Annotated in this window: 21 protein-coding genes, 1 tRNA gene and 1 pseudogene; 16 read left to right on the forward strand and 7 right to left on the reverse strand. The window is 68.9% G+C overall.

Annotated features, from left to right (window positions below; genetic code table 11):
- Positions 1-98: 98 nt before the first annotated feature.
- Entirely contained in the window at positions 99-749 is a 651-nt protein-coding gene (locus ACZ6TD_RS19790; RefSeq protein ID WP_471355794.1) for a TetR/AcrR family transcriptional regulator, read from the reverse strand.
- 306 nt (positions 750-1,055) lie between these two features.
- Between ACZ6TD_RS19790 and ACZ6TD_RS19795 the strand changes: the two genes are divergently transcribed.
- The gene (locus ACZ6TD_RS19795; RefSeq protein WP_471355796.1) at positions 1,056-2,387 is read left to right on the forward strand and encodes a M6 family metalloprotease domain-containing protein; all 1,332 of its coding nucleotides are present in this window, start codon (positions 1,056-1,058) and stop codon (positions 2,385-2,387) included.
- Here the strand turns inward: ACZ6TD_RS19795 and ACZ6TD_RS19800 are convergent.
- Entirely contained in the window at positions 2,353-2,988 is a 636-nt protein-coding gene (locus ACZ6TD_RS19800) for a TetR family transcriptional regulator (protein WP_471355798.1), read from the reverse strand. The two genes, ACZ6TD_RS19795 and ACZ6TD_RS19800, sit on opposite strands and share 35 nt — an antisense overlap.
- A 150-nt stretch (positions 2,989-3,138) precedes the next feature.
- On the opposite strand from ACZ6TD_RS19800, the gene ACZ6TD_RS19805 reads away from it, so the two are divergent.
- From ACZ6TD_RS19805 to ACZ6TD_RS19865, 13 genes are all read left to right on the forward strand, one after another.
- Positions 3,139-3,294 (forward strand): hypothetical protein, encoded by a 156-nt coding sequence (locus tag ACZ6TD_RS19805; RefSeq protein WP_014054348.1) that lies wholly within the window; start codon positions 3,139-3,141, stop codon positions 3,292-3,294.
- 5 nt (positions 3,295-3,299) lie between these two features.
- Positions 3,300-3,578: a DUF4190 domain-containing protein gene (locus ACZ6TD_RS19810; RefSeq protein WP_020868993.1), complete on the forward strand. Its 279-nt coding sequence runs from the start codon at positions 3,300-3,302 to the stop codon at positions 3,576-3,578.
- Positions 3,579-3,703: 125 nt separating this feature from the next.
- Entirely contained in the window at positions 3,704-4,765 is a 1,062-nt protein-coding gene (locus ACZ6TD_RS19815) for a Rieske 2Fe-2S domain-containing protein (RefSeq protein ID WP_471355800.1), read from the forward strand.
- 95 nt (positions 4,766-4,860) lie between these two features.
- Positions 4,861-5,076, forward strand: a complete 216-nt coding sequence (locus ACZ6TD_RS19820) for a hypothetical protein (RefSeq protein ID WP_471357903.1) — start codon at positions 4,861-4,863, stop codon at positions 5,074-5,076.
- Positions 5,073-6,041 carry a PDR/VanB family oxidoreductase gene (locus ACZ6TD_RS19825; protein WP_471355802.1) on the forward strand — a complete coding sequence of 323 codons (969 nt, stop codon included), beginning with the start codon at positions 5,073-5,075 and terminating at the stop codon, positions 6,039-6,041. Before ACZ6TD_RS19820 ends, ACZ6TD_RS19825 begins: the two co-directional genes overlap by 4 nt.
- A gap of 151 nt (positions 6,042-6,192) precedes the next feature.
- Entirely contained in the window at positions 6,193-7,218 is a 1,026-nt protein-coding gene (locus ACZ6TD_RS19830) for an ABC transporter substrate-binding protein (RefSeq protein WP_471355804.1), read from the forward strand.
- Between the two features lie 59 nt (positions 7,219-7,277).
- Positions 7,278-8,165, forward strand: coding sequence for a siderophore-interacting protein (locus ACZ6TD_RS19835; protein WP_471355806.1), 888 nt, complete (start codon positions 7,278-7,280; stop codon positions 8,163-8,165).
- 301 nt (positions 8,166-8,466) lie between these two features.
- Positions 8,467-10,053 (forward strand): pyridoxal phosphate-dependent decarboxylase family protein, encoded by a 1,587-nt coding sequence (locus ACZ6TD_RS19840; RefSeq protein WP_471355807.1) that lies wholly within the window; start codon positions 8,467-8,469, stop codon positions 10,051-10,053.
- A 25-nt stretch (positions 10,054-10,078) separates the two neighbouring features.
- The gene (locus ACZ6TD_RS19845) at positions 10,079-11,386 is read left to right on the forward strand and encodes a lysine N(6)-hydroxylase/L-ornithine N(5)-oxygenase family protein (protein WP_471355809.1); all 1,308 of its coding nucleotides are present in this window, start codon (positions 10,079-10,081) and stop codon (positions 11,384-11,386) included.
- A complete protein-coding gene (locus ACZ6TD_RS19850; RefSeq protein WP_471355811.1) occupies positions 11,383-12,009 on the forward strand; it encodes a GNAT family N-acetyltransferase in 627 nt (208 codons plus the stop codon). Before ACZ6TD_RS19845 ends, ACZ6TD_RS19850 begins: the two co-directional genes overlap by 4 nt.
- A complete protein-coding gene (locus ACZ6TD_RS19855) occupies positions 12,006-13,793 on the forward strand; it encodes an IucA/IucC family protein (protein WP_471355813.1) in 1,788 nt (595 codons plus the stop codon). Before ACZ6TD_RS19850 ends, ACZ6TD_RS19855 begins: the two co-directional genes overlap by 4 nt.
- 168 nt (positions 13,794-13,961) lie before the next feature.
- Positions 13,962-14,037: transfer RNA gene (locus ACZ6TD_RS19860), tRNA-Arg, on the forward strand.
- A 9-nt stretch (positions 14,038-14,046) separates the two neighbouring features.
- Complete coding sequence (locus ACZ6TD_RS19865) at positions 14,047-14,496, forward strand: hypothetical protein (protein ID WP_471355815.1); 450 nt, start codon at positions 14,047-14,049, stop codon at positions 14,494-14,496.
- A 198-nt stretch (positions 14,497-14,694) separates the two neighbouring features.
- Here the strand turns inward: ACZ6TD_RS19865 and ACZ6TD_RS19870 are convergent.
- The 5 genes and pseudogenes from ACZ6TD_RS19870 to ACZ6TD_RS19890 form a co-directional block, all read right to left on the reverse strand.
- A pseudogene (locus tag ACZ6TD_RS19870) lies at positions 14,695-15,924 on the reverse strand (recombinase family protein); the annotation flags it as partial.
- A gap of 614 nt (positions 15,925-16,538) precedes the next feature.
- Entirely contained in the window at positions 16,539-17,531 is a 993-nt protein-coding gene (locus ACZ6TD_RS19875; protein WP_471355816.1) for a DNA-methyltransferase, read from the reverse strand.
- Between the two features lie 173 nt (positions 17,532-17,704).
- Positions 17,705-18,892: a DNA-methyltransferase gene (locus tag ACZ6TD_RS19880; RefSeq protein ID WP_471355818.1), complete on the reverse strand. Its 1,188-nt coding sequence runs from the start codon at positions 18,890-18,892 to the stop codon at positions 17,705-17,707.
- A gap of 56 nt (positions 18,893-18,948) precedes the next feature.
- On the reverse strand, positions 18,949-19,872 hold the full coding sequence (locus ACZ6TD_RS19885; RefSeq protein ID WP_471355820.1) for a DNA methyltransferase: 924 nt from the start codon (positions 19,870-19,872) through the stop codon (positions 18,949-18,951).
- Positions 19,872-20,408 carry a hypothetical protein gene (locus ACZ6TD_RS19890; RefSeq protein ID WP_471355822.1) on the reverse strand — a complete coding sequence of 179 codons (537 nt, stop codon included), beginning with the start codon at positions 20,406-20,408 and terminating at the stop codon, positions 19,872-19,874. Before ACZ6TD_RS19890 ends, ACZ6TD_RS19885 begins: the two co-directional genes overlap by 1 nt.
- A gap of 951 nt (positions 20,409-21,359) precedes the next feature.
- Between ACZ6TD_RS19890 and ACZ6TD_RS19895 the strand changes: the two genes are divergently transcribed.
- Both ACZ6TD_RS19895 and ACZ6TD_RS19900 read left to right on the forward strand, forming a co-directional pair.
- Complete coding sequence (locus ACZ6TD_RS19895; RefSeq protein ID WP_471355824.1) at positions 21,360-22,349, forward strand: hypothetical protein; 990 nt, start codon at positions 21,360-21,362, stop codon at positions 22,347-22,349.
- Positions 22,340-22,771, forward strand: a complete 432-nt coding sequence (locus ACZ6TD_RS19900) for a pilin (protein ID WP_471355826.1) — start codon at positions 22,340-22,342, stop codon at positions 22,769-22,771. The genes ACZ6TD_RS19895 and ACZ6TD_RS19900 overlap by 10 nt, the downstream gene beginning before the upstream one ends.
- The last annotated feature ends 69 nt before the right edge of the window (positions 22,772-22,840 follow it).

Consider the following 22,840-nt stretch of genomic DNA (forward strand, 5'->3'; position numbering starts at 1 on the left):
AAGAGGTAGCGAGAGGCGACGACGCACGTAAGGAAGACGTGTGAACGTGCGCGGAATAAGCGGTGCTCCGGGATCGGCCGGTGCGATTTATGTCACTGTCACGGCCGGTGCTGCAGATCCTCCAAGGTCACGGACTTTCCGGGTAGTTCCGAGCGCGCCGGGGTCTGCAGACCGTCCAGGAACAGTTGCAGATGCCGGTGCACAAAGGGCTCGAAGTCCACACAGGCGCTGCCGGGCAGCGGCCGGGTGAGCTGGTTGAGCGCGACCATCAGGTCACCGACGCCGATGTCGGTGCGCAGTTTGCCGTCGGTTTTCGCGGCCCCCATCAGGGCCTCGACACCGTCCGCCAGACGGTCGCGGGTGGCGATGAGATCAGGGTGCTCCTTGTCGAGGCCGTCGGAGAGCAGCAGGCACAGCGCGCCGATGTGCTCGTCCGCCGCGGCGTGGACGAAGCGCCGCAGCGCCGAGAAGGTGTCGACCTCCTCGGCCAGGGCGGATTCGGCCTGGTCGGCGACACGGGACATCACCGAGAGCGCCACATGGTGGATCAGCTCACGGCGGTCCGTGAAGTGCCGGTAGATCGTGGCATTGCCGACCCCCGCCCGTCGAGCGATTTCATCGAGGGGGATGTGTGCCCCGCACTCGACGATCACCTCTCGGGCGGCCGCGACAATGCGCTCCCGGTTGCGCAGGGCGTCCGCGCGCAGCCGGGGCTGTGCGGACTTCGCGGTCATCGTGTCGGCGGCCATGACAGCACTCCCTTCTGCGTACGACTTCCGCGCGTACGGTAGTTCTCCGGTGGCCGGTGCTCCGGCGGCTTGGCGGCGACACCGTGCCCGGCCTTGACGTTCGAGCTTCAACTTTTCCGGGGAGTGAGTCCCCGTTTATGCGTTCACTCGGTTAAACGGGGAATGAGTCCCCGGAATTTCTGCGTCCGTAGGTGACCTGCCTCACACCTGCCCGGCACCTCACGCCGCCCGGACGGAGCAGGTCATTCCCCCGTTCGGCGGCACCCCACGGGCGCCCCGGTCCGCGCCGTCACACCGTGGTCGGCAATGGATCAGACGCCTGGGACCACCCGCCCCCGCATACGAATACGCCGGCCCCGCAGAGGCAGCGCGTTCGCCACCGCCGCCGTGCTCACGGTGGCTGTGGTCGCCCCGGCGGCGGCTCCGCGTCCCGAGCCCCCCGCGTCCCCCGAGCTGGCCCCGGCACCCTCCGCCCGACCGGCCTTCGGCTCGCTCGCGCCGTGCGCCCTCGCCTCAGGACCCGGGCTCCAGATGGCCGACGGCATACCCACCGGCCGCGGCTACAGCCGCAGCACCGGCACCGTCCACGCCCTCAACCTCATGATCGACTTCCCCGATGTCCGCGGCCAGGGCACCGCCCGCCAGCGCTTCGAGGAGTTCTTCCCCCAGACCTCCCGGTGGTTCGCGCGGAGTTCGTACGGACGGCTGGACTACCGCCCCGAGATGCCGATCACCCACTGGCTGCGGATGCCGCGCCCGTTCCGCGCCTACGGCATCAAGCGCGGCAGCCCCTTCGACCCGGGCTATCGAAAACTGGTCGCAGACATCGCCAAGGCCGCCGACCCCAAGGTCGACTTCCGCCGCTACGACCTGGTGAACGTCCTGGTCACCCCGAACGCCGGGCCACCGGCCGCGCATGCCGTGCTGTCCGTCACCTACGCCGACAACCAGCACGCCCCGACCGCGGACGGCGTTCCGCTGGCCAATGTCTCCTTCGTCTACAGCCGCCAGGACGACGGCTCCGGCTCGCTGCGCCGCACCGGCTTCCGCGTCCTGCCCCACGAGAACGGCCATGTCTTCGGGCTGCCCGACCTCTACACCCGGGGCGGCGGCGACAAGGCCGGCCACTGGGACGTGATGTCCGAGGACTGGGGCCCCGGCAACGACCTGCTGGCCTGGCACAAGTGGAAGCTGGGCTGGCTCGGCCCGCGGCAGATCGCCTGTGCCGCCCGCTCCGGGGTCTTCGCGCACACCCTGTCCCCGCTGAGCCGCCCCGAGGGCACCAAGCTGGTCTTCGTCCCCGTCTCGCCGTCCACCGGCTACGCCATCGAGGCGCGGGCGACCGGCGGCAACGACGAGGCCATATGCAAGCCCGGTGTCCTGATCTCCCGGGTGGACACCGGTGTCGACTCCGGCGGCGGCCCCATCACCATCGTGGACTCCACCCCCCACGGCCGCGGCTGCACCCGGGAGCGCAATGTCCACCCCGGACTCAGCGACGCGGCCTACGCGCCGGGCGAGACCTTCGACGCCGCGGCGAACGGCATACGGATACGCGTCCGCGTCACCGGCCGGGACGCGGACGGCGACTACGGCGTGCGGATCACGCGTCGGGCCAGTGGCGGCGCCCGAGGCTGATCAGCAGCATCTGTTTGCGCGCCGTGGCGGCCACCCGCCGCTCGTCCGCGGCCTCCGGATGATCGGCCTGCGCCTCCAGGAACGCCGTCGCCGTCATCACCATGTGGTCCACATACAGCTCCGCGAGCATCCGGACATCTTCCGGCGGCCAGGCGTCCGGCGGGAGCCGCGGACAGAAGACGGTGGCCACCTCGTCCGCGAATCGGTCCAGCTCGGCGGCTATGGCCTGGCGCACGGGCCGCACCCCGCCATGCCGCTCACGCGCGATGAAGCGGATGTGCGCGGGGTAGCCGCGGACATGCTCGGCGACCGCGTCGACGGTGGCCTCGATCCGCTCCTCGTCACCGTCCTGACCGGCGAGGATCGCGCCGATCATGTGGTGCAGGCTGCCCAGGCACTCCTCGACCAGCGCGACACCGAGATCGCTCAGATCCCGGAAGTGCCGGTAGAACGCGGCCGGCGCCACCCCCACCGCCCGCGTGACCTCGCGCAGCCCCAGACTGCTCAGGCTCTGGTCCTCCAGCAGCCGCAACGCCGCGTCCATCAGCGCGCGCCGGGTCTTCTCCTTCTGGGCCTGCCGGACCCCGGGCGTGTGACTCATATCATTCAGTAAACAGCCGTTCGCTGAATTTTTCCAGGGCTCGGCGGGGTACTCTAGAACTCAGTGAACAGTTGTGATTCCAACTGTTCACCGAACAATTACCATCCGCACGCCAACCGCATCCGGATCGTCACTTCGAGAGAGGCACACATGCTCTTCATCGTCGCGGCACTCGCCCTGATGGGGGTTCTTCTGGGGGCGGCGGCGCACACCCCGCTCCCCCTGTTCCTCGCCGCCGCGGGCGCCATCGGCGCCTGGCTGCTGATCTTCTTCATCCGCGAACGCACCGGACACAAGGGGAGCTGAGACCCATGGCACTCACCGCACCGTCCCGCACCTCACCGGTCCGGGCGCGCCGGGACGCCGACGGCATGGCCGTCGCCTCCTTCGTGCTCGGTCTGATCGGTCTGTTGCTGTTCAACGCGGTCTTCGGGCCCTGTGCGATCGTCCTGGGGACGCTCGCGATCGCCCGGGACACCCGCCGCAGGGGCCGGGCGCTGCTCGGACTCACCCTCGGCATCGCCGATGTGGTCCTGCTGATCGTCCTCCTGACGCTGAATCACTCCGTCTTCTGGCAGTTCGGCGGCTGACCCGCCCGGTGGTCCACCGGCAGCACACCGCCGGCGGTCCACCGCGGCACACCTCCCCGCGCGGCCCTTCCACTCAGTGGAAGGGCCGTTGCCCGTGCGTGACGGGCGTCACCACGCTGGCACGCATGACCGCCTTCGCGAAAAACCAGTGGTACGTCGCCGCCTACGGCCGCGAAATCGGCCGCGAGCTGCTGGGGCGCACCATCCTCAACGAGCCCATCGCCTTCTACCGCGCCGAGTCCGACGACAAGGTCATCGCGCTCGCCGACCGCTGTGTGCACCGCCGCTATCCGCTCACCGTCGGCCGTCTCGACGGCGACACGGTCGTCTGCGGCTACCACGGCTTCACCTACGACACCGGTGGCACCTGTGTGTTCGTACCGGGCCAGAAGCGCGTCCCGCGCACCGCCCGGGTCCGTTCCTACCCCGTCGTCGAGCAGGACTCGCTGGTGTGGGTGTGGATCGGGGACCCGGCGCTCGCCGACCCCGGCGCGGTGCCGCGCGCTCCCTGGCTGGCCGATCCGCGCTGGAGGACGGTGGGCGGCATGGAGCCGATCGACGCCGACTACGGCCTGCTCGTGGACAATCTGCTGGACCTGTCCCACGAGACGTATCTGCACGGCGGCTACATCGGCACCCCCGAGGTCGCCGAGACCCCGATCACCACGGAGGTCGACGAGGGCGCGGGCGTCGTCCGGGTCAGCCGGCACATGGACGACGCCGAGTGCCCGCCCTTCTACGCCCGCTCCACCGGCATCGAGGGCCGCATCACCCGCTGGCAGGACATCGAGTACCACGCGCCCTGTCTGTATCTGCTGCACAGCCGGATCGCCCCGGTCGGGGTGCTCCCGGAGCCGGACGGCTCCGATCCCAACGCCTTCCACGTGGAGATCACCTACGCCATCACCCCGTCCACCGACCGCCATGTGTACGACTTCTGGGCCGTCTCACGGGACTTCGCGCAGGACGACGAGGAGGTCTCCACCTTCCTCCACGACCTCAACCGGACCGTGGTGCTCCAGGACGTGGCGGCGCTGAACGTGCTCCAGAAGGCGCTGGACACCGAGCGCGAGGGCTATCAGGAGCTCAGCATCAACATCGACACCGGCGGTCTCGCCGCGCGCCGCATCCTCGCCCGCCTCGCCGCCGAAGGGGAGAAGACCGCGCCCGTGGTGGCCGCGAAATGAGGCGCGAGCAGCGCGCGGCGCCTCCGTTGAAGGTGGCGGCGGGCGACGGGTGGGCGGCGGGCGACGGGTGGGCGAGCGGCACGCCCACGGCGGAGGTGTACCGGATCGACTGGCTGCCCGGCACCGATGTGCTGCACGGGGTCTGCCACTGCGGCGCCGAGCGCACCGCGGAGGACCCGGTCGAGCTGTGGCAGTGGATGCTCGCCCATCCCACCGGGCACCATCCCACCGGGCACTACCCCGCCGGGCACCATCCCGCAGATCCCTCCGAACACCAGCCCACCGGCCACCGGAAGGAGCCCCGTTCATGAACCCCGGCGGCGAGTACGAGGACACCCTGCTGGTGGCCCGCAGGGAGGAGGTGGCCTCGGACGTGGTGGCGCTGACGCTGCGCCACCCGGCGGGCCGTGACCTCCCCGCCTGGGAGCCCGGCGCCCATCTCGACCTCGTCCTCGACGCGGGCCTGACCCGGCAGTACTCGCTGTGCGGCGACCCCGCCGACCGCGCCTCCTGGCGGATCGCGGTGCTCCGCGCCCCCGCCGGGCGCGGCGGCTCCGCCCGGGTGCACGACGCCCTCACCGAGGGCAGCACGGTGCGGGTGCGCGGGCCGCGCAACCACTTCGCGCTGCGCCCGGCGGCCCGTTATCTGTTCATCGCGGGCGGCATCGGCATCACGCCGCTCCTCCCCATGACGGCGGCCGCCGAGGCCGCGGGCGCCGACTGGCGGCTGCTCTACGGCGGGCGCACCCGTGGATCGATGGCCTTCGCGGACCGGCTCGCCTCCGCCTACGGCGACAAGGTGCGCCTGGTGCCGCAGGACGAGGAGGGGCTGCTCGACCTGGCGCCGTATCTCACCGCCCCGGCCGGTCCCGGCACCCTGGTCTACTGCTGCGGCCCCGAGCCGCTGCTCCAGGCCGTCGAGGAGGCGTGCCGCGACTGGCCGGAGGGGTCCCTGCGCACCGAGCGCTTCCAGCCCCGTACGGACGACGCGGACGCCGAACCGGGAAGCCGGGCCTTCGAGTTGGTGCTCACCCGCTCGGGTCTGACGCTCACCGTGGAGCCGGAGCGCAGTGTGCTGCGCACGGTCGAGGCGGCGGGGGTACCGGTTTTGTACTCCTGCGAGGAGGGCACTTGTGGGACGTGTGAGACGGATGTCGTCGAGGGGGAGGTGGACCACCACGACTCCGTACTCACCGACGAGGAGCGGGCCTCGGGCGAGACGATGATGATCTGCGTCTCGCGCTGCCGTGGCCGGCGATTGGTGCTGGACCTGTGAATCCGCCCTGAACGGCCGTATGAGCCCCTCGATGTGAGGTTCGGAACGACCCCGCCCACTGGACAAACAGGTTGGTTAGGCTAACCTAACTACGTCCTCGGGTTGCCGTCCCGTGACCACGTCCCCGTACGCATCGAGAGAGAGCACCATCATGCGCCAGGCCAGAGCACTCCCCCTCTCCCGTCGCGGTCTGCTCACCGCGGGCGGCGCCCTCGGGCTCGGAGCCCTGGTCACCGCCTGCGGAGACAAGGGCGGTTCGGGCTCCGGCGGCGACGACGGCGGCGGCTCCTGGTCGTTCACCGATGACCGCAAGAAGAAGATCAGCCTCGACGGCCGGCCGCAGCACATCGTCGCCTACATCGCCGCGGCGGCCGCGCTCTACGACTTCGGCATCGAGAAGCAGATCACGGGTGTCTTCGGCCCGACCACGCTGAAGAACGGCAAACCCGACGTCCAGGCGGGCGACTTCCCCGTCGACCAGGCCACGTCCCTGGGCAACACCTGGGGCCAGTTCAACGTCGAGAAGTACGCCTCGCTCAGCCCCGATCTGCTGATCACCAACATGTACGACCCGGGCGCGCTCTTCTACATCCCGGACGACAGCAAGAAGAAGATCCTCTCGCTGGCCCCCAGCGCCGCCATCACCACCGGCCGGATCTCCATGCTCGAGCCCATCAAGCGCTACGCCGCGCTGGCCGAGGCGCTCGGCGCCGATCCGAAGGCCAAGAAGGTCACCGACGCCAAGGCGCGGTTCGAGAAGGCCGCCGAGACCCTGCGCAAAACCGTCAAATCGCACAGGATCAAGGTCATGGCCTGCTCCGCCAGCGCCGATCTCTTCTATGTCTCCAACCCGAAGATCAATGCCGACCTGATCTACTTCAGCGAGCTCGGCGTCGACTTCGTCGTCCCCGAAAAGCCTGACAAGGGCGGCTACTTCGAGAGCCTGAGCTGGGAGAACGCCGACAAGTACGACGCCGATGTGCTCTTCCTCGACAACCGCACCGCGACCCTCCAGCCGGGGGCCCTGACCTCCAAGCCGACCTGGTCCAAGCTGCCCGCGGTCAAGGCCGGTCAGATCGCCCCCTGGAGCAGCGAGCCGCGCTTCTCGTACGCCGGCGCCGCCCCGCTCGTCGAATCCCTCACCAAGGCCATCCAGGACGCGAAGAAGGTGAGCTGACGGCCAGTCGACCGGCTGGCCCCGGCCCCCCACGGCAAGCGAACGGAAGACCCTCTCCCATGACCACCGCAGCCACCAAAACCGCCACCACCACCGCCGTTCCGTTCCGGTTCTTCGACGCGCGGGTCGTACGGACCCGCTCGCTCGGACCGTCCATGGCGCGGGTCACCTTCGGCGGCGCCTGTCTGAAGGACTTCACCAGCGGAGGCCGCGACCAGCGCTTCAAACTCTTCCTGCCGCACCCCGGCCAGACCGCCCCGGTGGTGCCGGTCGAGGCCGGGGAGGGCTGGTTCACCGCCTGGCGGGCGATGGACCCGGCCGAACGCGGCATCATGCGCTCGTACACGGTGCGCCGGCAGCGCCGCGACCCCGACGAGATCGACGTGGACTTCGCGCTGCACCACGACAGCGGCCCGGCCGCCCGCTGGGCCGCGCGCGCCGAGGCCGGCGACCGCGTCACCCTGCTGGGCCCGGTGGTGGAGGACAACGGCGGGGTGGACTTCCGGCCGCCGTCCAGGACCGACTGGGCGCTGATCACCGGCGACGAGACCGCGCTGCCCGCCATCGCGGGCATCCTCGAATGGCTGCCCGCCGACTTCCCCGTCAAGGTGTGGCTCGAGATCCAGCACGCCGAGGACATCCAGGAGCTGCGCACCGAGGCGAAGGCCGAGATCACCTGGCTGGTCCGGGACGCCGTGGCCCCCGGCACCCCGCGCTCCGTCCCGCTGCTGAACGCGGTGGGCGCCGCCGAGCTGCCCCACGGCACGCCGTACGCCTGGATCGCGGGCGAGGCCGGGACGGTCAAGGAGCTGCGCCGCCACCTGGTGCGCGAGCGCGGCTTCGACCGTAAGGCGGTCACCTTCACCGGCTACTGGCGCCTGGGCGCCTGTGAGGAGCAGCTCGTCGAGGAGGCCGTGTCGGGCACCGGCCCCGCGACCGACGGCTGACCCCCGTCGCCGTACCCGCTCGCCATCCCCACAGCCGCGACCCTCGCCGCGACCCTCGCCGCGACCCACGGCTGAAACCACCGCGGCGTCGCACAACTGAATCCTTCAACAGGACCGCGGAGGACCGACCGCTGGACGCCAGGCGGCCGACCGCTCGGCGCGCCCCCGCACGCCCTGCCGTCACGTCCAGCGCCCCCGCACGCCCACCAGGCCGTCCGGCCGCGGGCCGCCCTCTCCCCCACCCAGCCGCATGCCCGCGCCCTCCGCACGCCCGCATGCCCGTTTCCAGAAGGGACAGACCGTGAGTTTCCTCGCGCAGACCGCTGAGGACCCGTCGCCGGAGCCGATACCCGGGGCGGCGGATGGCAGGGCCCACCTCTTCAACGGCCGTACGGCGGAACGCTATCGGCGCTCCGTGACCGACGGCGTCGGCCTGGTGGCCGCCACCGTCGCCCGCGCCGAGCGCCCCTTCACCGGCATCACCCCCGCCGAGCTCGCCCCCGAGATCTCCGGAATCGACCTGGAGCGCCCGCTCGGCGACGCGGACGCCGCGCTCCAGGAGCTGGAGAGCGTCTACCTCAAGGACGCCGTCTACTTCCACCACCCGCGCTACCTGGCCCACCTCAACTGCCCCGTGGTGATCCCCGCGCTGCTGGGCGAGGCCGTCCTCTCCGCCGTCAACTCCTCGCTCGACACCTGGGACCAGAGCGCCGGCGGCACCCTGATCGAGCGCCGGCTGATCGACTGGACCGCCGAGCGCATCGGCCTCGGCGAGGCCGCGGACGGCATCTTCACCAGCGGCGGCACCCAGTCCAATCTCCAGGCGATGCTGCTCGCCCGCGACGAGGCGTGCGCCCTGGTCGAGAAGGAGGCCACCGCCGCCGGCGGGACGATCGCCAAATCCGCGATCCTGCCCCGGCTGCGCATCCTCACCTCCCAGGTCAGCCACTTCTCCATCCAGAAGGCCGCCGCCATCCTGGGGCTCGGCTACGAGGCCGTCATCCCGGTCCCCTGCGACCAGGACCGCCGGATGCGGACCGTCTCCCTCGCCCATGAGCTGGACCGCTGCCGTCGCGAGGGCCTGATCGTCATGGCCGTCGTGGCCACCGCCGGCACCACCGACTTCGGCTCCATCGACCCGCTGCCCGAGATCGCCGAGCTGTGCGCCCGGCACGGCACCTGGCTGCACGTGGACGCCGCGTACGGCTGCGGACTGCTGGCCTCCCCGACCCGCCGCCACCTCCTGGACGGCATCGAGCGCGCCGACTCGGTGACCGTGGACTACCACAAGTCCTTCTTCCAGCCGGTCAGCTCCAGCGCCGTCCTGGTCCGCGACCGCGCCACGCTCAGCCATGCCACGTACCACGCGGACTATCTCAACCCCGAGCACAGCGCCCGCAAGCTGATCCCCAACCAGGTGGACAAGTCCATCCAGACCACCCGCCGCTTCGACGCGCTCAAACTGTGGCTGACGCTGCGGATCATGGGCGCGGACGCCATCGGGGCGCTCTTCGACGAGGTGGTGGAGCGGGCCGCCGAGGCATGGGCCCTGCTCGACACCGATCCGCGCTACGAGGTGGTCACCGAGCCCCAGCTGTCCACGCTGGTCTTCCGCTACGTGCCGCCGTCCGACGGGCCGTACGACCCGGACCTCGTCGACCGCGCCAATCTGCACGCCCGGGAGGCGCTGGCCGCCTCCGGTGCGGCGGTCGTCGCCGGAACGGTCGTCGACGGCCGTCACCACCTCAAGTTCACCCTGCTCAACCCGGAGACCTCGCTGAGCGACATCGCGTATGTCCTCGACCTGCTGGCCGAACACGCCGGTCAGTACCTGGCCCTCCACATCGAGCCCGAGCTCACCGGCGCCCGCCACTCGCGCGCCAGTTGAGCCCCTTCACCCGCCGGAGACCCTCGTGCCCACCCCGCACACCCACGACTTCATCGCGGTCGGGCTCGGCCCCTACAACCTGGGCCTTGCCTGCCTCACCGAGCCGATCGACGAACTCGACGGACTCTTCCTGGAGAGCAAGCCCGACTTCGACTGGCATCCGGGCATGCTGCTGGACGGCGTCACCCTCCAGACCCCGTTCATGGCCGACCTGGTGACCCTGGCCGACCCCACCTCCCCGTACTCCTTCCTCAACTACCTCAAGGAATCGGGGCGGCTGTACTCCTTCTACATCCGCGAGATCTTCTATCCGCTGCGCGCCGAGTACAACGACTACTGCCGCTGGGCCGCCGCGAAACTCCCGTCCGTCCGCTTCGGCCACCAGGTGATGAGCGTCGAGTACGACGAGGCCGACGGCCTCTACACGGTGCGCGCCCTGCGTCCCGCAAGCGGCGAGACCACCACGCACCGCGCCCGCCGTCTGGTGCTGGGCACCGGCACCCCGCCGTATCTGCCCGAGGTGTGCCGGGGCCTGGGCGGCGATCTGCTGCACAACACGGACTACCTGGAGAACAAGCAGGCGCTCCAGTCCAAGGAGTCCATCACCGTCGTCGGCAGCGGCCAGAGCGCCGCCGAGATCTACCAGGACCTGCTCGCCGACATCGACACTCACGGCTACCGGCTGAACTGGGTGACCCGCTCCCCGCGCTTCTTCCCGCTGGAGTACACCAAACTCACCCTGGAGATGACCTCGCCCGAGTACGTGGACTACTTCCACGCGCTCCCCGAGGACACCCGCTACCGGCTGGAGGGCGAGCAGAAGGGCCTGTTCAAGGGGATCGACGCCGACCTCATCAACGGCATCTTCGACCTCCTGTACCAGAAGAGCGTGAGCGGCCCGGTGCCCACGCGGCTGCTGACCAACACCGCGCTCACCGACGCGGCGTACGACGAGCAGTCCGCCACGTACACCCTGGGGCTGCGCCATACCGAGCAGGAGCGGGACTTCTCGCTCACCACCCAGGGGCTCGTCCTGGCCACCGGCTACCGCTACCAGGTGCCCGCCTTCCTGGACCCGGTGCGCGACCGCATCCGCTGGGACCGGCACGGCCGCTTCGACGTCGCCCGCAACTACAGCATCGACACCACCGGACGCGGCATCTTCCTCCAGAACGGCGCCACCCACGCCCACAGCCTGACCTCCCCGGACCTGGGCATGGGCCCGTACCGCAACTCGTGGATCATCCGTGAGCTGCTGGGGCGGGAGCACTATCCGGTGGAGAAGTCCATCGCCTTCCAGGAGTTCGGCGCGCCGGAAGAAGCCGTGTCATGACATCCTCGCTGCTTTTCCGGCACACCGACGCGCGCCTGGGCACCTTCGCCCTGCGCGCCCTGGACCCGGCGGCCGACGCCGCGCTGCTGCACGGCTGGGTGACCCACCCCAAGGCGTCGTTCTGGATGATGCGGGAGGCGGACGAGGCGGAGGTCGCCGCCGAGTACCGCAGGATCCACGAGCATCCGCACCATGACGCGTTCATCGGCCTGCACGAGGGGCGTCCGGCGTTCCTGGCCGAGCGGTACGACCCGTCGCGGGTGGAGCTCGCCGGTCTCTACCCGTCCCGGCCCGGCGACGTCGGCATGCACTTCCTGTGCGCGCCGACCGACACTCCGGTGCACGGCTTCACCCTCGCCGTGATCACCGCCGTCATGGAGTTCTGCTTCTCCGATCCGGCCGTCCGGCGCGTCGTGGTCGAGCCCGATGTGGGCAACGACGCGGTGCACGCGCTCAACGCGGCCGTCGGCTTCGAGATCGTCGAGCGGCTCGCCAAACCCGAGAAGGACGCCTACCTCAGCATCTGCACCCGCGCGCGGTTCGAGACCGCGCGCACCGCCCTCGCCGCCGATGCCGCACGGACCGACCGGACCGCCCGCGACGCCCAAGGAGTGACCCGATGAGCCCCCGCGACGCCGTCGCCCACCTCACCCCCGACCTGTGGGACCGGGCGGGCCGCCTCCTCATCCGCAAGGCCCTCGCCGAGTTCACCCACGAGCGCCTGCTCGCCCCCGAGCTCGGCCCCGACGGCCGCTACGCCGTGACCAGCGACGACGGGGCGGTGACCTACCGCTTCGCCGCCCGTGTCCTCTCCCTGGACCACTGGCTGGTCGAGCCGGACAGCATCACCCGCCACGACCGGACCGGCACCGAACTCCCCTTGGACGCACTGGACTTCTTCATCGAGCTGCGCGAGCGGCTCGGCCTGAGCGAGGACATCCTCCCCGTCTACCTCGAGGAGATCAGCTCCACCCTCTCCGGCACGGCCTTCAAACTGGCCGGCGAGCCGGTGGCCGCCGCCCAGCTGGCCAAATCCGGCTTCCAGGAGATCGAGACGGGGATGACCGAGGGCCACCCCTGCTTCGTCGCCAACAACGGCCGCCTCGGCTTCGGCATCCACGAATACCTCTCGTACGCCCCCGAGACCGCGAGCCCCGTCCACCTGATCTGGCTCGCCGCCCGCCGCGACCGCTCCACCTTCACGTCCTCCGCGGACCTGGACTACGACGCCCTGATCCACTCCGAACTGAGCGAGGAAACCCGGGCCCGCTTCGCGCAGACCCTCACCGACCTCGGCCTGGACCCGGCCGACTACCACCTGCTGCCGGTGCACCCCTGGCAGTGGTGGAACAAGCTGTCGGTCAGCTTCGCCGCCGAGGTCGCCCGGCAGCACCTCGTGTACCTGGGCTCCGGCGACGACGAGTACCTGGCCCAGCAGTCGATCCGGACGTTCTTCAACATGAGCGACCCGTCCAAGCACTATGTGAAGACCGCGCTGTCAGTGCTGAACATGGGCTTCATGCGGGGCCTGTCGGCGGCGTACATGGAGGCGACGCCGGCCATCAACGACTGGCTGGCACATCTGATCGCCTCGGACGAGACCTTCCGGTCGAAGGGCTTCTCCATCATCCGAGAACGAGCCGCGATCGGCTACCACCACCGCCAGTACGAGACGGCCACGGCGAAGGGCTCGCCGTACCGCAAGATGCTGGCGGCCCTGTGGCGCGAGAGCCCCGTCCCGTCCCTGGAACCCGGCCAGCGCCTGGCCACGATGGCGTCCCTCCTCCACACCGACCCCGACGGAGCGTCCTTCGTCAGCGCCCTCATCGAGGAGTCCGGCCTCACCCCCGCCGCGTGGCTGCGCCGCTACCTGGACGCCTACCTCACCCCGGTGCTGCACAGCTTCTACGCCTACGACCTGGTCTTCATGCCGCACGGCGAGAACGTCATCCTGGTGATCGAGGACGGCGCGGTCCAGCGCGTGATCTTCAAGGACATCGCCGAGGAGATCGCGGTCATGGACCCCACCGCGGTCCTCCCCCCGACCGTGGAACGCATCCGTGTCGACGTCCCCGAGGACAAGAAACTCCTCTCGATCTTCACGGACGTCTTCGACTGCTTCCTCCGCTTCCTCAACGGCATCCTCGTCAGCGAGGGCCTCCTGGAGGAAGACACCTTCTGGCGGACGGTCGCCGACTGCGTCCTCGCCTACCAGCGCTCGGCCCCCCACCTCGCGGACAAATTCGCCCAGTACGACATGTTCGCCGAGGACTTCGCCCTCTCCTGCCTCAACCGCCTCCAGCTCCGCAACAACCGCGAAATGGTGGACCTCCAGGACCCGGCCGGTGCCCTCCAGCTGATCGGCACGCTGAAGAACCCGATCGCGGGACTGGGGACGGGCGCCTGAGCCACCCGATGGGACCACGAGGCCCGGGTTCCCTCCTCGGGCCGGGGCGCCCCGACCCGAGGAGGGAACCCGGGCCCACCACCCCGGAGCACCCGAACGTCCCCGTACCCAACCCGCTACACTGTGACGGCGCGCCGCGGCGGCACCACCATGCCGCCCTGACGCCGGGCCTCCGTAGCTCAGGGGATAGAGCACCGCTCTCCTAAAGCGGGTGTCGCAGGTTCGAATCCTGCCGGGGGCACCACACAGAAGGATGACGCCGGAGGGCGTCATCCTCTGTCTTCATCGTGGGCTCCTTGCTGCTTTTGATCGTCTTGCCACGTTCCAGCGGGGTGACCGTTGCCTCAGCGCTGGCCCTAGCTACGGCATCGATGGTCTCACCGGTCAGGGTGATGCAACAGGTGGCCACGTTGTTGGTTTCGTCGTAGCGCAGTTCCAGGCAGAGAGATTCGAAAAGCCGCCGCGAGAGCTCGTCGGGGAGCGCCGCCAGGTCGATCGGAGAGATCGGCAGACGGCTGAGGAGCGCGGGGTTCGGCGCTGCGTGAACCTCGTTCTCAAGCTCTTCGAGCTGGCGTTCCAGGTCGTCCCGGTGAGCACGCAGCTCGGCACGGCGTTCGTTCACATCGCGGATGAGGTCTTCGTCTGGCTCGTCGATCTGTTCCAGGTTGCGGACCAGGCGCTTGCGCTTGGTCTCAGTGTCTGAGACGGCTTGGCGTAGCGTCTTGATACGTTCCTCTCGCTCGTGCCGCTGGGCATCATCGATGGTCTTGAGATGAGCATCGAGCAGGGAATATCGGTACTGTCCGAATACCTGGGCGGACAGGTATTCGGTGAGGCCGTCGACGAGGGAGTCCTCCCTCACCCAGACGCTCGGCGGGTGGCCTTCCGGTCGATATTGCTTCTTGGGTGCACACACGTAGTAACCGATGTTCTTCCTAGTCTTTCCGTACATGCGACGCCCACACAGGGTGCAGAACACATAGCCACGCAACTGGTAGGTCCGCTTGGTCTGGGGGTGTTTATTCGCCCCCGATGCGGTGCGGGAGCGTTCGCGGCGGTCGGCGATCCGTTGGGCCTGGACGAAAGTCTCCAGGTCCACCAGGACCTCGTGAACCGGCTCGGGAGACCACACCCAATCCTCGACGGCGTTGATCCGGTTCTTGCCTTTGCCTTTACGGGCACGCCGGTTCCATACCATGTGACCGGTGCATTTGGGATTGGTGAGGACGTCGCGAACACTGGAGTACGTCCAGTAGCCCACCGCTCGGCTTATGTCGACCGGTGTCGGGGGCGGGTTGGTGGCGAGGTCCAGATTCAGGCGGTCAGCGATCGACTGATAGCCCAAGTGCTCGACAACGCGCCAGGTGAACATCTTCGTGACGACCGAGCTTTCAATGGGATGGGGCTCCAGCAGGGTCTTTTTAACCCCCTTGGCTCGCTTGGCGGGCACCGGGTGTGGTACGTGGTGGGCGCGGTATCCATAGCAGGGCTTTCCTATGTTGTAACCGTGCTCGGTGTGAATCTCGGAGCCTGCCCAGGACTTCTCCAGCATTTCGGTGACGTACCACTCGGCCACGCCCTGTTTAACCCTGCGGGTGAGGACCTGGGTGGCGGCTTTGGCCTTACGGGCGCTGGCGTCCAGGTAGATCGGTTCATCGGCAGCGAGCAAAGGAACACCAGCTTGTTCCAGCTTGTACTCGATCTTGGTGCCGAAATAGGTGTTCCGAGCAATTCGATCGATCGCGTCGCAGATCACTGCGTCGAAGCGGCGGTCCGGGCGTTCGGACTCATCCAGTAGGTCTTGGATACCTCCGTCCCTGGGAACGGGGATTCGGAACTGCTCGTGTGCACTCCCGCGGCCGCGTTCAGAAAGTGCGGTGCGCCCAGACTCCACGTCGTAGAAATGGGCGACGATCACCGCATCCTCGGGCAGTGCTCCCTGGCAGGCCCGCAGTTGGCGAGGCACAGACAGTGTGGGGTCTTGCCTATCACGGGTGGATGTGCGGCCAGCGAAGGCCAACCGCACCAGCCGTGGCTCCTCCGGGACGTCTCCGCTGAGGTCACTGGAGTGCGCGCTGCGGTTTAGGCGTCGTTCTTCCGCCCAGGCCCGGATCGCCTCTGGACTACCCATTCCACCACCTCACGTATCACCTGGGCCTGCTCCAGTTGAAGCCGCCTGCCTTCCTCGCCCTCGACGCAACGGACCTCAAACTCCATCGGGAGAGACTCAGGGCTCCCTGGGGGGTGGGCGTGTTCCGCCGACCGGTCAGCATCGTCAATCACGGCTATGCCTCCCCCGGTCGACCACCCGTGTGCGGCAATCGGCTCGAGCCCAGTGAGGGACGGCAAGTCCGGTGAGACAAGACAAAAATGGCGAAGTGAGCGATGTGATCCCGCACCTACCACCCGCAACGCCACTGAGAAGTAGTGCCGAGAGCGAGGAGTGTCGTCTGCTGATTCGGTGACGGGTGACTGTCTGGAGAGGCGGGCAAACCCCAGCTTCTGAGAGGGCACAGCCCACTGGTATGCCCACCCGTCGTTCCGCATCCGGGCAAGGACCATGTGTGGCCTTCCCCACCTCCTCTCCATAGATTTGGCACCCGTCCGTCGCAGGGGCGGAGCAGTCCCAAAACATCTGGCCAGACCCAACGCCGGGCCTGGGAGTGTATCGCCGGCCGGACAAAAATGGAGGCCCCGATTGGATACACGAAATGCGGTCGGCACCCACAGGGGGAACGGCCGGTTTCACGCTGACTCCGGTTGCTCGTCGACGGGATCTTCTGTGTCGGCAAGTTGTCGCGTCATGCGCTGTAGTCGCGCTGCGGCGACGGTGTGGAAGGCCGGGTTAAGGTCGATTCCGAGATAGGAGCGGCCCAATTGGCGTGCGGCCTGCCCGGTGGTGCCGGTGCCGCTGAAGGGGTCGAGCACGGCCCTGTGGGGTGGGCATCCGGCGGCGATGCAGCGCAGCGGGAGTTCCAGGGGGAAGGCGGCAGGATGTTCGGCCTGGTGTCGCGGGGTTACCGGGATCGTCCACACGTCGCCGGGGTTGCGTCCGCGGGGCATGCCGTCTTGGCCGGAGTCGTGGGGTGGGGGCCAGATGCCGCGGGCGGTGTGGGGCTTGGTGGCGGAGCGGTGTGCGCGCCGGGGCAGGGATCGGTCGCCGGTGTAGGCCTGGCGGATCGGATCAAGGTCGAAGTGGTACCGGGGCTGTTTCACCAGCAGGAACAGCCACTCGTAGTGGCAGCTGAGGCGGTCGCGGACGGGGAAGGGGGCCGCGTTGGCCTTGTGCCAGATGATCGCGTTGCGCAGGATCCACCCGTCAGCCTGTAACGCGAGGGCCACCCGCCAGGGCATGCCGAGCAGATTCTCGTGCGGCAGGTCGGCTGTGGCCCGGATCCTGGGCTGGCGGTACTGGCCGGGACGCGTACACCAGTAGCCGTCGCTGTTGGCGGCGTAGCTGTCGCCGAGGTTGAGCCAGGCCGTCCCCGTTGGTGCGAGGACGCGTCGCAGTTCGGCGAATACCTGCCGCAGGTGCTTGACATACAGATCTGGCGTGGGCTCCAGCCCGTACTGCTCATCGGTCCACCGAGCTCCGCAGCGCCGACAATGGTGTGCTTTGTTCGCCGGATCGGGGGTGCTGTTCGCGGCGGGAGCGTCGGGGTGGGCGCAGAGCGGGCTGCCTCCGGTCCAGATGCCGGTCTCGTAGTCGCGCAGCCGCCAGTACGGCGGGGAGGTCACGACGCAGTCCGCCGAAGCAGCGGGCAGAGTCCTCAGGACCTCGGCTGCCTCACCAGTCAGCAGGGTGACACCGCGACAGGGGTGCTTGGCAGTCGCTGCCGGGGCGTATTCGGCGCCCACGGATCCTGCGGCGCTCTGTGTCTGTGGGGCGCCGACAGTGCGGTGATGCCGGTTCATGCTGCCCTCTGATCGTGGGGATCGCGGTCAGGTCGTGGCAACCCAAGCCGGTCCAGGCCGATGTCGTGGAAGGTGGTTCGGAGGTCGATGCCGAGATAGGAACGTTCCAGTTGGCGTGCGGCCAGTCCGGTGGTCGCGGCGCCGCTGAACGGGTCCAGCACCTGCCCGCCGGGCGGGCATCCGGCAGCGATGCACCGCAGCGGAATATCGATGGGAAAGGTGGCGAAGTGTGCAGCTCGGAGCGGACGAGTGGCCAGCGTCCATACATCGCCCGGGTTCTTCCCCTTCCGATGGGCAGCGGTGTGCTGTCGTCCGGTGGGGCGCAACGCGGCGCCAGGCGGGACTCCGGGGAAGGGGCTTGTGTCGGTGTATTTGCCATGTCCGTAAGTGCTGCTGCCGCGGCGGCGGGCGGTGGCGTCGATACCGCCGCGGCGGCCCTTGTTCGCCCCGCCGATCACGATGCCTTCTCCGAGCGCTTCGGGCCGGGCGAGTGGTTCGCGGATCGGGTCCAGGTCGAAGAAGTAGCGGGGCTGCTGCACCAGGAGGAACAGCATCTCGTAGCGGTTGGACAGCCGATCCCGCACCGATTCCGGCATGGCGTTGGGTTTGTGCCAGATGATCGCGTTGCGCAGGATCCACCCGTCGGCTTGCAACGCGAAGGCGACCCGCCACGGCATACCGAAGAGATTCTTCCGGGGTATCACGCCGGTGCGGTCCACGTCCGCGCGCTGGACGGCGTCCCGCAGCCGCGCGCCAGCGGGACGACCGTCCAGGGTGCTTTTGCCCATGGGGTTGTCGGTGTGCCCGGGCGGGGTGGAGCTGTAGGAGTCGCCCAGGTTCAGCCATACCGTTCCGGTCGCGGCCACCACACGGCGCAATTCGGCGAAGACGGCCCGCAGGTGATCGACGTAGTCTTCCGGGGTGGTTTCCAGACCGTATTGCCGGTCTTCGCGGACGGCTCCGCATCGTAGGCAGGTGCGAGGATCGCCGCCCCGGTGCGCGGTGGACGCGGGATATTCCAGACTGGGGTGCTTGCGCTGTGTGGCGTTGGTGCCACGGCCGGTGGAATGGGAACACGAGGGGTTGCCGCCGGTCCAGGTGCCGGTGCCGTAGTCGCGCAGTCCCCAGTACGGGGGCGAGGTGACCACGCAGTCCGCGCAGTCGTCCGGGAGGTCGCGCAGCACCTCGACCGCATCCCCGGTGTGCAGGGTGACTGAATCGTCGGTGTAGTACGGGAGGATCACGCTGCGGCCCTCCCCTGCGAGATCGCCACTTGCTCGGGGCGGTGAAGCGGGCTGGGCCCGGGCGGCGGAGCGGCCAACGCCGCGGCGGTGGCCTGCCGCGGAGTCTGGAAGATCAGCACATCCTGGTGGGCGGGCAGCATGACCGGCTGCCCGAGGGCCCGCTCGTATCGAGCAACGCTGCGGCGCTGTGCCACCGAAGCACGCACTACGAGCCGGGAGCCGCGCAGTTCACCCAGCAGCGCGACGCACCGCTCCACCGGCAGCAGTCCGACCGCCCACCCAGCACGCACTACATGCCCCGGCAGGTCGAGCAGAACATCACGGCTGCGGCGTCGCGGGACCACAACGATCACATGAGCGGCGGGTCGCAGCAGCGGCTGGCACCGGGCCAGTTGCGTACGGAGGTGGTCAGTGGCCGCGCTCTCTCCGGCGGCCGTGCCGGTGCCCCCATCGAGCTCATCTGCCCGGTGCACACGGGAGCGCAGAGGGGTCCGCCAGGTGGTCAGGAGCAGGTCGCTGTGACCAGCCAATCCGGCGTGGCGCGTAGCAGCGGCGTCGGGTGGACTCTCGAGCACCATTCCATCCGGCACAGCGCCATCACGTTTGGCGGCGGTGACGTTGGCCCGGGCGATGGCCCGCCACCGGTGGTGGCGGGTGATCCCGATGGCATGTCGTCCGGCGCACAGGGCCTCAACCAAGACCGTGCCGACGCCGCAGTCGGGGTCGAGCACGGTGTCGCCGGGGCGGGTATACGTAGCGATGGCGTAAGCGGCGATGGCCGGAGGCATGCGGGCGGTGTCCTGGACCGTGGCAGGCGCGTAGGGACCGCGCGTGAGTTGGAGGGACGCATCGTCCTGCCCGGTGCTCCACACCGAGAGCCGCGGGCCTACCCAGCACAGCGGCGGAAACTGGTCAGCCATCAGCACACCTCCCCGGCTTCGCCGTCTGCCTCAGCCCGGGGACGTGCGAACAGGTACAGGTCAGAGTGGATGCGCATGTGGGGCGCCTCCGAAGCATCGGTCCGACGTTGCGGGAACAGGGCTGTCGCCGCGCGAGGCGATGGTGCGGTCAGGCCGCTGCGACGGATAGGGGTCTCCAGCAGGACTACGTGATCAAGGACGATGAGCCCCGCGCGATGCGCGGTGTGCGTCAGCAGGCTGCTGGGGTCGATCAGGCGCCCCTGCTGATGGTCACTGTGAGTGATGAATGCCAGGGTTCCGTTCGGCATCAGGAGATTACGCCAAGGGGCATCGTCGACCCAGTCGGGGTCTCGTGGATCGACGAAGGTGATCACAACGGCGTAGCGGTCCGGACCGACTGCGGTCGAACCCGAGTCCGGAGGACAGTCGGTGTGAGTCGGTGTCAGGGCGGGCGGCTGCGGGGACAGTCCGAACCCCGACTGGTGGATGAGTCCGGGATCGGACAGCCGGCTCTTGGCGGGCAGAGCGGTGCGCACGTGGAGGGTGCGCCCGAGTCGGGCCGCGGTCTGGGCCGCGTCGGTCAGTCCGCTCAGCAGACCGGGACCTGACTCAGGCGGGTCTGGAGGGAGTTCTGGATCAGCCGTGGATTCACCGTGGCGGGTGGGCGGGGCGAGGAGCAACACCCGCTGCCCGGCTTCGCTGTAGAGGGCGACGATCTTGACGATGGCGCCCAGAAGCCACCCGGGGAGGGCGTCTGCGTCCGGGTGGCCCTGCTCCAATGCGACCGGCCAGACCGATCCGGGGCGCGCCCAGTGCCCCCACAGTGCGGCCCAGGGCGAACTGGCCTGGGCACCTCGGCCGTTCCGTCGGCCAGAGGGGGCGCCCTGGTGTCGTCCCTCTCCGCCTTGGGGTGGCCTGGTAGCTCGTCGGTTGCGTGTCATACCCGTGCTCCTGAGATCCGTAGTGCCGCATGGACACCAGAAAAGACCGGGATCCGGGCCGGTTTTGGACACCGCCGGACGAAACTCACCCCCGCCCCTCAAGGTCACGACCGAGCCGAACGCTCTCTCGGGGTTCTTCGTCAGAATTCCGACAGCTAGAAAGGTCGGTTCTTCACCGGGCCCCAGACAACACCTCGGCAGTGTTCCGTGCTTTCTTCGAGAAATTTTTCGCCTCTGAGCCAACCACCTGCGTCGAAAGAAGGACCCGGAACGCTCGGCCTCATGGGCCTACCGCGCTACTAGGTGACACCTGTCAAACACATAAATCAGCAGGTCAAAGCAGCTTAAGGGGCGACTAAGGGCGGGCATCCAAATGCCGTGCCCAGCTGCCCCCACGTGATCGTCTTCAGGCCATGCTTAGGAATTCTTTAGCAATGTCGACGGCGTGCAAGAGTGAACGCCTTGTTGTCGTCTTGGCCGTTTCTTGTCAGCGGCCTGAATTCATGGAGGTGTCGCTTCCATTCCTTGTGCGAAGGAGGGCGTTTCATGACTGGCAGGCGCCACGCCCGTCGCTCGAACCGCCGTCAAGCCCAGCAGTTGCCCCTGGACACCGCTCAGCAGTGCTTTACCTGGCTGGTGACCGGGCCGGATCCCCTGTCGGTGGACGGCCGGAAATTTTCCGGTCTACCAAACCGCCTGGTCCCGTTGAACGAGTTGCGGCGCCGCATGCTACAGCGCCGCTGCCCCCGCCATACCCGCGACGCCGTGTGGACCCATCTGGTGCAGCGCTCCCGGGATGAAGGCGCCACCTGGACCCTGGCGTGCACGGGAATGGCCCTGCCCGCCCTCGCTAGCACCTCCCGGTGGCTGGCCGCCCGGTATCCCGGCGATCCATTCGATGTCCACGCGGAGGTCCTCTCCGGCTTTCTGCGCGCCTTGGCGGACATCGATCTGGACCGGCCGCGGGTGCTCGTGCGGCTGCGATGGGCGGCCTATCGTGCCGGGCACGCCGCCCTGGCCGAAGCCCTCGATGCCCCCACACCGGTGGCCCACGGCTTCCATTCCGCTCCGCCCCGGCCCCCGTGGGGACACCCGGACCTCGTCCTGGCCCAGGCAGTCCGCCAGTCGGTCCTGACTCGGACCGAGGCCGACCTGATCGGCGCAACCCGACTGGAGGAGTCCTCCATTACCGGCTGGGCGGTCGCGAATCGGACCACGACCGACGCCGCATACAAGGCCCGCCGACGCGCCGAACGCCGACTGATCGCCTTCATACGGGATCAAACTCGGGACACCGACTCGAACGACCCGGTGGCCGCCAGCGTGCTCGCCGACCCCGACCGTCCGGCCCGACAACTCCGCGCAGGCTCATCACGCTCCGTTAGCAATTTGCCAGATGATGCCGCGCCGGGCACCGCGCAGAAAGCTCGGGGTCCGCTGTCCAATCCGCGGCCGAAGACCGGCCTTCTCGGGTGCGGGGGGAGTTCACCCGCCGCACCGTCCATGCCGTCTCCGGAGGTGCCCCGATGCGCCTGACATCATCACTGTTCCGCCGCTTCCGGCGCGATCGCACCGCCCGCGCCGATCAGAGTGGCCAGCAACGCTCCACACGACGCCTGGCCGCGTGGGCGGGGCGGTTCCTGCTGATCGTCAGCCTCATCGTCGCGGTGTCCATCCTGCTGACATCCGCGGCACAGGCCGAGCCCGTACGAGTGCAGGCGCTGGCCAAGTCGATCAACACGGTCCTGGACAACCTCCGCAACTGGATCATGGGCATCTTGGCAGGTCTGGCCACCCTGTTCCTCACCGTCGGGGGCGTTCGGTACATCCTGGCCGCAGGCGATCCGGGCGAGGTCGAGAAGGCCAAGTCCTCGTTCAAGAGCGCCGGCTACGGGTATGGGCTGGCCACTCTGGCGCCGCTGGTGGTGGAGATCTTCAAAGGGATCGTGGGTGCCTAATGTCCGCCGCCCCGCCACCCCCTCCGCCCGTGGCCCGTGGGCACGGTGTGCTCGACAGAGCCTCCGGAG

It is taken from the genome of Streptomyces yongxingensis (genome assembly GCF_055597465.1).